This is a genomic window from Vibrio sp. 99-8-1, from assembly GCF_013114595.1.
In the GTDB taxonomy this organism is placed as follows: Bacteria; Pseudomonadota; Gammaproteobacteria; order Enterobacterales; family Vibrionaceae; genus Vibrio.
On record NZ_VTXE01000061.1, the window covers coordinates 1 to 11,239 of the forward strand.

The following is an 11,239-nucleotide window of genomic DNA, read 5'->3' on the forward strand; positions in this document are numbered from 1 at the left end:
ACCATAGCATTGTGGACCCACCTGATTCCATGCCGAACTCAGAAGTGAAACGCAATAGCGCCGATGGTAGTGTGGGGTTTCCCCATGTGAGAGTAGGACATCGCTAGGTTCATTTTTCGAAGCCTCCCAATCGGGAGGCTTTTTTGATCTAGGCAGAAATAAGTTTTCTTTCCGCTAGTTTCCATAATGCTTTGATGAGCGGATCATTCAGTTTTGAACGATGGCAGCATATACCTAAATCAAAAGGTTCCACAGGATCCAGTTTTAACCGTTGTATTTTATCTTTAACTGGGCTGTTATTGATGACGACGTCAGGTGCTATTCCTATACCGCAACCCAAAGCAACCATGCTGGCGATTGCTTCATGTCCAGATACTTGGGCATAGATGGTTGGTTTTATTTTCATCTTTTTAAACCAATGATTCGCTCTCTCCCTCGCGGTTCCTGCTTCAGGTAGAATGAACGGTATTAGCGACCAGTTAGGCTTATCTTTCTTCAACTCTTGAGAAAAACTGCTGATCCCTATTGGTGCAATAACGGATAAGGGGATATGACCAATCACTTCGAAGGCGAGTTTTGCTGGTAAGTGATCAGGCTTGGCTGCAATCGCAATGTCAGCATCACCTTGTAATATCTTGTTTATTGCTTGTGCAGGGTCCCCAGTTGAAAGATTTATCTCTATTTGAGGGTAGGTGAGCCTAAAGTCATTTAATAGGTCTGGGAGATGGCTGTAGCTTGCAGTAACAGAGCAAAATAGGTGGATTTCTCCCTGAAGCTCTTTAGTTGCATTTGAAAGTTCTGTTCTAAAGTCGAACCACTCATTGGTAATGGAGTGAGCGACTGGTAACAGTGTTTTTCCTGCATTGGTTAGTTCAACACTTCGATTATCTCGAATTAACAATGGTTCTCCTAACTCTTCTTCCAGTTTCTGTATTTGTCTACTTAAAGCCGACGGGCTTATATGCATGGTTGCTGCGGTTTTACTGAAGCTTTTGCTGTCACAAAGGTGGATAAATAGTTGCAGGATTTTTATGTTCATAAGTCACGTTGCATTTATTGCAATAAGTTATTGTGAATATATCACTTTCCGCAAGCTAAATCCTGAATTAGTATGGGTTTATTCAGCGCATAAGCCGCTGACCAATGGACAGATTTTTTAGGAGCTTTAGTAATGACTAACTATTTCAATACGTTAAACCTGCGTGAGCAATTGGACCAATTAGGTCGTTGTCGTTTTATGGATCGCGAAGAGTTTGCAACAGAGGCGGATTACTTAAAAGGGAAGAAAGTAGTTATCGTCGGTTGTGGTGCTCAGGGTCTTAATCAGGGCTTAAACATGCGCGATTCTGGTTTGAATGTCTCTTACGCTCTACGCCAAGCAGCGATTGATGAGAAACGTCAATCATTCAAAAATGCGAGCGATAATGGTTTTGAAGTAGGCAGTTATGAAACACTAATCCCGCAAGCTGATTTGGTTGTTAACCTAACTCCAGATAAGCAGCATACCAATGTTGTTGAAACGGTAATGCCTTTAATGAAAGAGGGCGCTGCTCTTGGTTATTCTCATGGTTTCAATATTGTTGAAGAGGGCATGAAGATCCGTCAAGACCTTACTGTGGTAATGGTTGCACCTAAGTGCCCAGGAACAGAAGTTCGTGAAGAGTATAAGCGCGGATTTGGTGTACCTACATTGATAGCTGTTCACCCAGAGAATGATCCTAAAGGTGAAGGCTGGGATATTGCTAAAGCATGGGCTGCCGGAACAGGTGGTCATCGTGCTGGTTGTTTGGAATCTTCATTTGTAGCAGAAGTTAAGTCGGACTTGATGGGTGAGCAGACGATACTTTGTGGAATGCTTCAAGCGGGTTCAATTGTTTGTTATGAAAAAATGATCGCTGACGGTATTGATGCCGGTTATGCAGGTAAGCTTTTACAGTACGGTTGGGAAACCATCACTGAAGCACTAAAGTTTGGCGGTATTACTCATATGATGGATCGTCTTTCTAACCCTGCAAAAGTGAAAGCGTTTGAGCTATCTGAAGAGCTTAAAGAGCTAATGCGTCCACTTTATAACAAGCATATGGACGACATCATTGTCGGTGAGTTTTCTTGCACCATGATGGCTGATTGGGCCAACGACGATGTTAACCTATTAGGTTGGCGTGAAGAGACGGGTCAAACTGCATTTGAGAACTATCCAGAGTCGGATGTAGAGATTTCTGAGCAAGAGTATTTCGACAATGGTGTGTTGATGATTGCGATGGTTCGTGCTGGTGTAGAATTAGCATTTGAAGCAATGACTGCTTCTGGAATTATTGATGAGTCAGCTTATTATGAGTCACTACACGAGCTACCGTTGATCGCGAATACTGTTGCACGTAAACGTCTATATGAAATGAATGTGGTTATCTCTGACACTGCTGAATATGGTAACTATTTATTTGCGAATGTGGCGACACCTCTTTTACGAGAGAAGTTTATGCCTAATGTTTCAACTGACGTTATTGGTAAAGGCTTGGCAGAGAGTTCTAATCAAGTAGATAACGCCACATTGATTGAAGTGAATGATGCTATTCGTAACCACCCGGTAGAGTATATTGGTGAAGAGTTGCGTGGCTATATGACGGATATGAAGCGCATTGCCGTAGGCGGTTAATTCGTTTTAGTCGGATAGATAAAAATAAAGGCTTGGTGTGAAAACCAAGCCTTTTTTATACCGTTTACATTGTTAAAAATAGAGTCTTTCCAGAGCATGAAGCAAAGTGAGTCGGACGACTTATTTTTCTGACAGCTTCTGCTCAAGGTCTGTTAGCTTCTGTTCCATTTCTGTCAGTTTTTGACGAGTTCTAAGTAGGACTTGTGTTTGAACGTCAAACTCTTCTCGACTAACAACATCCAGCTTATTTAATTGGCCTTGAATAACTTGACGAACTTTTTGATCGACATCAGCCCCCAACTCTTTTACCGGTGCCGGCATTGATTCATGAATCTGTTTTGCAATTTGTTCTAGCTTCTTTGGGTCAAACATTGGTGGTTAACTCCTTACAATTTGCGCTTATTTTATGCAATCTAATCTGTGTTGTCGCTATATTGATGACAAAAAATTATTGATGACAAAAATTTGAGATTAACCATTGGCATTTATAGATATCGCTAATTAAGTGCAATAGATATAAAAAAGGCTACCGAAGTAGCCTTAAAAATTATTCTGTTTTCATATCAGTTATTCGAGAACAGATTGTTTCGCCATCTCTTTCTCTTGAGCGTCAGCCTTGTTAATTAGTGCAAGCTCTTCTAACTCATCATCCTCAAGGAAAACAGGAAGTGGTTTGTGGTTTTCTGCCAGATAGGTGTAGATAACTGGTAGTACAAACAGAGTAAATAGAGTACCAATCGCAAGACCCGCAACGATAACAATACCAATACTAAAGCGCTGAGCAGCACCTGCGCCAGTGGCGTACATTAATGGTATTAAACCCGCTATCATCGCAGCTGTTGTCATCAATATTGGACGAAGACGCACTTTAGCCGCTTCCATGACCGCTTCCATACGGTTTTTCTGGTTGTGAAGTTGCTCTTCTTTCGCTACCTCACAAATCAAAATACCGTGTTTAGTGATTAAGCCAACAAGGGTGATCAAACCAACCTGTGAGTAGATGTTCATACTCGCAGCGCCCCAAGCTAGCGCAATTAAAGCACCACATATTGCAAGAGGGACCGATACCATAATAACCAATGGATCTCTTACCGATTCAAATTGAATGGCCAGAACAAGGAAAATAATGGCAAGCGCTAAGCCGAAGGTGGTGTATAGCGAATTTCCTTCTGTAACATACTGTCTCGCTTCACCCATGTAATCATAGCTGTATCCAGAAGGCAGCATATCCTGTGCGAACTGTTCAAATTGCGCGATAGCATCACCCATGGCAACACCCGGGCTTGGTACTGCACCAATCGTGGCTGAGTTAAGCTGATTGAAGTGCGGTAGAGCTCTAGGCTCAGCAACAACATCAATCGAAATTAAACTGCCAAGTGGGACAGGATTACCGTTAGATGAACGAACATAATAGTTATTCATTGATTCAGGGTTTAAACGATACTTTCTTTCTACCTGAGGAATAACTTCGTAAGAGCGCCCATTAAAGTCAATGCGGTTAACATAACCATCAGCCATCATCGTACTTAATGTACTACCAATGTCTTTCATAGTGACGCCATAAGAACCGGCTTTGTCTTTATCTATATTGATCTTCATTGTTGCTGAATCATAGTTCAGATCAATATTTGAATAGACAAAATATGGGCTAGTAGAGGTCGCTACAAGGACATCTGAAGCAATTTGAAATAAGCTTTCGAAGTTATTCGGGGTCGTGATAACAAACTGAATCGGTAGACCAGAACCCGCGCCAGGCAGTTCTGGCATCTGGAATGCCGTTACAGCCATACCAGGAATATCTTTAACCAATTGACCTACACGTCCCGTTACATCAGCTTGGCTTGCTTCACGCTCACTCCATGGCACCATTGTCGCGATCCCAAATGCTTGGTTAGAGCTTGGAACACCAACAAATACTTGAGCATATTTAAGCTCTGGTTGGTCTGTTAGCACCGTATTGACATCATTCATGGTGTTTTGTAGGTAGTCTAGGTTTGCATTAGACGGACCTGTACCCATAAGCATAACCACACCTTTATCTTCTGAAGGTGCAAGTTCACTAGGAATGAATTTAAACAGCAAAGGTAAGCTGGCAAATACAATTACGGCAAATGCAATAATGACCGGACGGCGCGTCATAACGACAGATAGAATTTTTGCGTAACGATTGGTCATTCTATCGAGAACGTTATGTACTGCTTTCTCAAAACGGTTTGGTTCTGCGTGAGCAAGAAGCATCTTAGAGCACATCATTGGTGACAATGTGAGTGCGATAATGCCTGATACAAATACGGAGCCAGCCAGAGTTAGAGCAAATTCCTTAAAGAGCGAGCCTGTAATACCACCCATCATTGCAATTGGTGCATATACGGCTCCTAGTGTTAAGGTCATTGCGATGACCGGAACAGCAATTTCTCGTGTACCTATAATGGCCGCACGGAATGGTGACTCTCCTAGCTTAATATGACGGTCAACGTTTTCTAGCACCACAATTGCGTCATCAACAACCAGACCGATGGCCAATACCATTGCCAACAGCGTCATTAAGTTCCATGAGAAACCCAGTCCCTGCATGACCATCGCAACACCAATCAGAGAGAGAGGTATAGTGATAATCGGGATAAGTACCGCTCTAAATGAACCTAAGAAGATCGTAATAACCACCAATACAATAAGTGCTGCTTCAATGATGGTTTTAATTACCTCTTGTATCGACTCATTAATGGCTTCTGTTGAGTCATACATGACGTTCATTTTGATATTGGCAGGAATGTTTTTCTCTAGCTCAGGTAATAGCTTAAGAACATCTTGGGCAATATTTATCGGGTTTGCACTTGGCGCAGCATTGACGGCTACAACCACTGCTTCTTGGCCATTGGCACTGGCACGGAATGCATCATGGCTTTTTTCTAAGGTTACTTTTGCAATATCAGATAGACGGATAAGATCGCCGTTTTTATCTTTTATTACTAAGCGTTCCAGCTCTTCAACATTTGATATTTGTGTATCGGCACTGCCATTATAGAGAACAAACTCACCAATAGACTGGCCCGTGGCGGACTGGAAGTTGTTCGCTTGAAGTACACCCATAACATCGGTAGCGGTTAGGTTTAATCCTGCCATTTTTGCTGGATCGAGCCAAATACGCATTGCGTATTTCGAGCCACCATAGATGTCTATTTTAGATACGCCATTTACAGTAAATAACTGTGGGTTGATTACACGTTCTAAATAGTCAGTTACCTGACTTGATGCTAACTCATCACTAATAAAGCCAAGATACAATACAGCAGTCGTTGAGCCCGTTGACATCGTCACGGTTGGATCTTCTGCTTCACTTGGTAGCTGAGAACGAACAGAGTTCGTTTTCGCTAGAATGTCAGAAAGTGCCGCATTTGGATCGGTATTTAATTTCATGTTCACGGTAATAGTCGAACGACCAAGTACCGATTGGGAAGTCATGTAATCAATATTGTCGGCTTGAGCAACCGCTTGTTCCAGAGGCTGAGTGATAAAGCCCTGAATTAAGTCGGCACTGGCCCCATAATATCCTGTGGTTACGGTCACAACCGTGTTGGTCATTTCTGGGTATTCGCGTACTTGCATTTTGAACAGTGCTTGAAAGCCAAGCAACGCGATCAAAAAGCTAATAGATACCGCCAGAACAGGACGTTTTATAAATACATCAGTAAAGCGCATAGTCTCTCCAATTACAGCATTGGTGTTTCTTCAGGCGGTGTAATTGCATCACTTTCTACAATTTTCACTTTGGCATTATTACTTAGGCGAACTTGACCAGAGGTTACAATCTGATCGCCAGATTTAACGCCTTTAAGGATATGAGCAATAGAACCACTGCGCTCTCCTACAGTAATCACTTCTTGCTTAACACGCTTTTCGCCATCAATGTCTGATACTAGGTATACACTGTCGCCATATAAGGTGAAGGTAATAGCGGTCTGAGGCAGTACGACTTGATCAGCAATTGTTGGCAAGATAATGTTTGCACGAGCAAACATACCACTACGTAGTTTTCCACCATTGTTTGGGATATCAGCTTGAACCTGAACCAAACCACTTTGGTAGTCTACTGCTGGTTCGATTGCTGAGATCGATGCTTCAAACGTATCTTCAGGGTATGAGTCAACTTTAATGTTCACTTTTTGATCGATGTGAATGAGCGATATGTCCGTTTGAGGGACGGTAAAGCGAAGACGCATAACGCTGGTGTCTTCTAAACGAACAATTTTAGTTCCTGCTTGTAGGTACTGTCCTAAGTAAACATCTCGAATACCGACAACACCATCAAAAGGTGCTTCGATTTCACGGCGATCGATAGAGGCCATTAAACTTTGAATATCTGCTTTAAGAGAGAAGTAAGAGGCCTCTGCATCGTCATAAGCTTCACGAGATATCGAGCCTTTTTTCAATAAGCCTTTATAACGCTTGTACTTTGATTCTGCTGCTGGAAGCTTAGCTTGAGAGCTAGCTAAGTTTGCACGTTCTACCGCGGTATCTAGTACAACAAGCATGTCGCCTGATTTAACAGTATCACCTGATTCAAATTTGATATTGTCGATTACACCATTGGACTCCGCCGTCAGCGTAACCCCTAGATAGGGTTCGATAAAGCCAATAGCATGGATTGTTGGTTTCCAGTCTACCGATTCAACATCGACAACGGTAACAGGGAAAACAGGTTCTGGCATGTTTGCCATATACTCAGCTATTTTTTTCTGCTTAAACAGGTTAAAGCCGATCACGCTACCAAACAGTAATACTGCGATAAGTAGCATAAAAAAAGTCCACTTTTTCATTCTTATTAGAACTCCAAATTTAGTGTTGAATTATGGCATCCCAGCTGGCTTCAATCGCTTGTTCTATTGCGTTTGAATCCATCTGAATGCATCTATTTTTTTGTTTCCTAGCCAGAGCAATACTTGAGTCAAGGCTGACGCTAAATAGGATGTAGCCTTCTAATGGCTTAAACAACCCTTGTGCTTTCCCTGTCTCAAATAAATCTACTACTTTGTAAAACATCTCTTTTTCGAGTTGAAAAATTTTACTTTCATTAGTGTAGTCAAATTGTTCATAAAGAAAGTGACTCTTTACCGCTGATTCGGTGCTATTTAAGTTCCAAATATTCAGCCAGATAGTACGATATTGTTCTTTTAAGGACATATCATCAGTTAGATTCGATTGAATATAGTCTGCTGCCCGTTGAGAAACATATAAACGAGTCTCTTCAATTAGATGATGTTTATCTTCAAAATAGCGATAAATAGTTCCAGCTGCGACATCCGCTTCTTTGGCAAGCTTCTTCATGGATAAGCCTTGAAAACCATCTTTTGCCAATAATTTTTCGGTGGCATCAAGAATTCGCGTTCGCTTATCTTCAATTGGTTCTGACATTATTGCTCCCAATAAAAATGAATGAACGTTCATTCATTTTTATATTATACATTTGTATATTTAAACGAACACCATTTTTTATCATTAATTTATTGAGGTTATTCTTACGTAGCTTTCGGCTCCTTTGATGATTATTATAGTCAAAAGTTCAAGCACTCATTTAGGTTAAAAATAGTGAAGTTAAATCCCAGCCAAGACCAAGCGGTGAAATATGTGTCCGGACCCTGTTTAGTATTAGCAGGTGCCGGCTCAGGAAAGACGCGTGTTATCACCAATAAGATTGCTTATTTGGTTGAGGTATGTGGCTATAAGGCTCGCAATATTGCTGCGGTGACCTTTACTAACAAAGCGGCTCGAGAAATGAAAGAGCGGGTCGGTCAAACGTTAGGAAAGAAAGAAGCAAAAGGATTGATGATTTCTACTTTTCATACCTTAGGACTCAATATTATTCGTCGAGAGTATAAAGTCCTTGGTTTGAAGGCTGGATTCTCTTTATTCGATGACCAAGACCAAATGGCGCTGTTAAAAGAGCTGACAGAAGAGCAGTTGGATGGCGATAAGGACCTACTTCGTTCCTTATTAAGTGCCATTTCTAACTGGAAGAATGACATGTTAACCCCTGAACAAGTTAAGGGAAGGGCGCGCTCAGAACAAGAACAGTTATTTGCTTTCTGCTTTGAGGTGTATCAAAAGCAGATGAGAGCGTATAACGCATTGGATTTTGATGATTTAATTTCGTTACCGGTGCAACTGCTTAAAAGTAATACGGAAGTAAGAGAGCGCTGGCAGGCGAAAATACGCTATCTACTTGTGGACGAATATCAAGACACAAATACCAGCCAATATGATTTGGTTAAGCTGCTTGTCGGAGAACGAGGTCGTTTAACTGTGGTAGGAGATGATGATCAGTCTATCTACTCCTGGCGTGGGGCGAAGCCGCAGAATTTGGTGTTGTTGAATCAAGATTACCCAAATTTGAACGTCATTAAGATGGAGCAAAACTATCGCTCTACCAGCAGAATATTGCGAGCGGCAAACATCTTAATTGCTAATAATCCCCATGTTTTCGAGAAAAAACTCTTTTCTGAGTTACCTGATGGTGAAAAGCTGAAAGTATTGGTGGCTAACAATGAAGAGCATGAAGCAGAGCGAATCACCGGTGAACTGATTGCACATCGATTCCTTAATCGTACTGAATATAAAGATTACGCCATATTGTATCGTGGTAACCATCAATCTAGGTTGATAGAAAAATCTTTGATGCAAAATAGAATTCCTTATCGTATTTCTGGTGGAACTTCCTTTTTTGCCCGCGCTGAAATTAAAGACATTATGGCTTACCTTCGTGTGCTGGTTAATCCCGATGATGATAATGCCTTTATTCGAATAGTGAATACGCCTAGACGAGAGATTGGGCCTGTGACATTAGAGAAACTGGGTAGCTATGCAAACATGCGAGGAAAAAGCTTATTTGAGGCCAGTTTTGAAATGGGCCTTGAACAGACTCTTTCCGGTCGAGGACTAGAAGTCTTACGAAAATTTACCGCTTGGATTGTGGCTATATCTGATAATGCGGAAAGAGGTAATACTGTTGAAGCGGTTCGTTCTCTGGTTCGTGATATTAACTATGAAGATTGGTTATATGAAACATCTTCAAGTGCAAAAGCGGCTGAGATGCGCATGAAGAATGTGTCGGATCTTTATAGTTGGATTGTTGCGGATCTAGAAGGTGATAACTATGACCAAGAAGAAAAAACCTTAAAAGAAGTTGTGCAGAGACTAACATTACGCGACATGATGGAAAGAGGTGAAGATGAAAGTGATGCAGACCAAGTACAGCTAATGACTCTACACGCGTCGAAAGGACTCGAGTTTCCTTATGTTTATTTAATGGGTGCAGAAGAGGGGGTATTACCTCACCAGACCAGCATTGATGAAGAAAATGTCGATGAAGAGCGCCGTTTAGCTTATGTTGGTATTACTCGAGCGCAAAAAGAGCTTACTTTTACTCTCTGTAAAGAGAGAAGACAGTTTGGTGAATTGTTAAAGCCACAACATAGCCGTTTTTTAGATGAGTTACCTTTTGATGATGTGGACTGGGAGAGTGTTAAGAAACCGGTGAGTCAAGAGGAAAGAATGGAGAAAGGACAGGCTCATATTGCGAACTTAAAAGCGATGTTTAAAAAATAGTCGCTAATGAAAACTGCATACAAAAAGGCCGTGGTTTTAGATAGAGCCATGGCCTTTGTTATTGTGTAGGGTTATAAACCTTCAATCATATGATTGATTACTGCAACAATCTCGTCATCGCTACAATCCATACATGTTCCTTTTGCCGGCATGGCATTGAAACCTTTGATAGCGTGGTCCGTCATTACGTCCATGCCTTGTGCAATACGAGGTGCCCACTGTTCCGCATTACCTTTAATTGGTGCGCCTGAGACGCCAGTGCCGTGGCAAGCCACACAGTATGTACCGTATGTGCTTTCTGCTGTTCTAGGACCTTTTGGCTTTTCTACCACAGGCTCTGCACCAACGAGATAGACATCACCAACAGGTTTAATACGTTCAGCGATATCATTGTATTCCTTTTCACTGACACTGCTGGCTAGCGAATATGCGGAAAAAGTTAGAGTGGCGATTAGCACGCCAAGGATTCTTGAGGACATATTTTTAGCTCACTTTACTATTATCTTTTTTATTGGGCGATACACCGCAAATATTGTTATAGTGTTTTCATTGATTATATCTTTTGAAAACACGATGTTAATCGGGTGTAAATTTTGAGTGATTATATCCTGTTAATTTGTTGCAATAAACATTCAGATTGAAATGATCAGTGCTTTATCACATCTTAACTGCTGAAAAAGACAACAATTAATAAAAAAACTGCAAAAAAAACTAGACGGAGTATGGCGATATACGTATTATTCCACTCCGCCGATAGGGCATGCGCCCGTAGCTCAGCTGGATAGAGCGTTGGCCTCCGGAGCCAAAGGTCGAAGGTTCGAATCCTTTCGGGCGCGCCATTTCCGGAAGTATTTAAGTTAGTATTGTCGGCAGACATAGTGGTGGCTATAGCTCAGTTGGTAGAGCCCCGGATTGTGATTCCGGTTGTCGCGAGTTCAAGTCTCGTTAGCCACCCCATTTATTTAGGTAGCATTCGCTTCC

The 11,239-nt window shown here is 41.6% G+C and carries 8 protein-coding genes, 2 tRNA genes and 1 rRNA gene; 5 read left to right on the forward strand and 6 right to left on the reverse strand.

Features of this window, described 5'->3' with window-relative positions; genetic code table 11:
- A 5S ribosomal RNA gene (gene rrf / locus F0227_RS21385) occupies positions 1-109 on the forward strand; the annotation flags it as partial.
- A gap of 39 nt (positions 110-148) precedes the next feature.
- On the opposite strand, the gene ilvY is transcribed toward rrf, so the two are convergent.
- Positions 149-1,039 (reverse strand): HTH-type transcriptional activator IlvY, encoded by an 891-nt coding sequence (ilvY, locus tag F0227_RS21390; protein WP_171755282.1) that lies wholly within the window; start codon positions 1,037-1,039, stop codon positions 149-151.
- Between the two features lie 132 nt (positions 1,040-1,171).
- Here ilvY and ilvC point away from each other — a divergent pair, with 132 nt between their 5' ends.
- On the forward strand, positions 1,172-2,656 hold the full coding sequence (gene ilvC / locus F0227_RS21395) for a ketol-acid reductoisomerase (protein ID WP_171755283.1): 1,485 nt from the start codon (positions 1,172-1,174) through the stop codon (positions 2,654-2,656).
- Between the two features lie 120 nt (positions 2,657-2,776).
- Here the strand turns inward: ilvC and F0227_RS21400 are convergent, their stop codons facing one another.
- From F0227_RS21400 to F0227_RS21415, 4 genes are all read right to left on the reverse strand, one after another.
- The gene (locus F0227_RS21400) at positions 2,777-3,028 is read right to left on the reverse strand and encodes an accessory factor UbiK family protein (protein ID WP_171755284.1); all 252 of its coding nucleotides are present in this window, start codon (positions 3,026-3,028) and stop codon (positions 2,777-2,779) included.
- 195 nt (positions 3,029-3,223) lie between these two features.
- Positions 3,224-6,355, reverse strand: a complete 3,132-nt coding sequence (locus F0227_RS21405; protein ID WP_171755285.1) for a multidrug efflux RND transporter permease subunit — start codon at positions 6,353-6,355, stop codon at positions 3,224-3,226.
- An 11-nt stretch (positions 6,356-6,366) separates the two neighbouring features.
- A complete protein-coding gene (locus F0227_RS21410) occupies positions 6,367-7,473 on the reverse strand; it encodes an efflux RND transporter periplasmic adaptor subunit (RefSeq protein WP_171755286.1) in 1,107 nt (368 codons plus the stop codon).
- A 19-nt stretch (positions 7,474-7,492) separates the two neighbouring features.
- On the reverse strand, positions 7,493-8,068 hold the full coding sequence (locus F0227_RS21415; RefSeq protein ID WP_253822154.1) for a TetR/AcrR family transcriptional regulator: 576 nt from the start codon (positions 8,066-8,068) through the stop codon (positions 7,493-7,495).
- Between the two features lie 174 nt (positions 8,069-8,242).
- On the opposite strand from F0227_RS21415, the gene rep reads away from it, so the two are divergent.
- Positions 8,243-10,258, forward strand: a complete 2,016-nt coding sequence (rep, locus tag F0227_RS21420) for a DNA helicase Rep (RefSeq protein WP_171755288.1) — start codon at positions 8,243-8,245, stop codon at positions 10,256-10,258.
- Positions 10,259-10,329: 71 nt separating this feature from the next.
- On the opposite strand, the gene F0227_RS21425 is transcribed toward rep, so the two are convergent.
- A complete protein-coding gene (locus tag F0227_RS21425; protein ID WP_171755289.1) occupies positions 10,330-10,737 on the reverse strand; it encodes a cytochrome c5 family protein in 408 nt (135 codons plus the stop codon).
- Between the two features lie 283 nt (positions 10,738-11,020).
- Between F0227_RS21425 and F0227_RS21430 the strand changes: the two genes are divergently transcribed.
- Positions 11,021-11,097 (forward strand) — tRNA-Arg (locus F0227_RS21430).
- Positions 11,098-11,139: 42 nt separating this feature from the next.
- Positions 11,140-11,215 (forward strand) — tRNA-His (locus F0227_RS21435).
- Positions 11,216-11,239: the final 24 nt, after the last annotated feature.

Coding starts and splice junctions, on each gene's coding strand:
- ilvY (WP_171755282.1), bottom strand. CDS start 1,039: ATGAACATAAAAATCCTGCAACTATTTATCCACCTTTGTGACAGCAAA.
- ilvC (WP_171755283.1), top strand. CDS start 1,172: ATGACTAACTATTTCAATACGTTAAACCTGCGTGAGCAATTGGACCAA.
- F0227_RS21400 (WP_171755284.1), bottom strand. CDS start 3,028: ATGTTTGACCCAAAGAAGCTAGAACAAATTGCAAAACAGATTCATGAA.
- F0227_RS21405 (WP_171755285.1), bottom strand. CDS start 6,355: ATGCGCTTTACTGATGTATTTATAAAACGTCCTGTTCTGGCGGTATCT.
- F0227_RS21410 (WP_171755286.1), bottom strand. CDS start 7,473: ATGAAAAAGTGGACTTTTTTTATGCTACTTATCGCAGTATTACTGTTT.
- F0227_RS21415 (WP_253822154.1), bottom strand. CDS start 8,068: ATGTCAGAACCAATTGAAGATAAGCGAACGCGAATTCTTGATGCCACC.
- F0227_RS21425 (WP_171755289.1), bottom strand. CDS start 10,737: ATGTCCTCAAGAATCCTTGGCGTGCTAATCGCCACTCTAACTTTTTCC.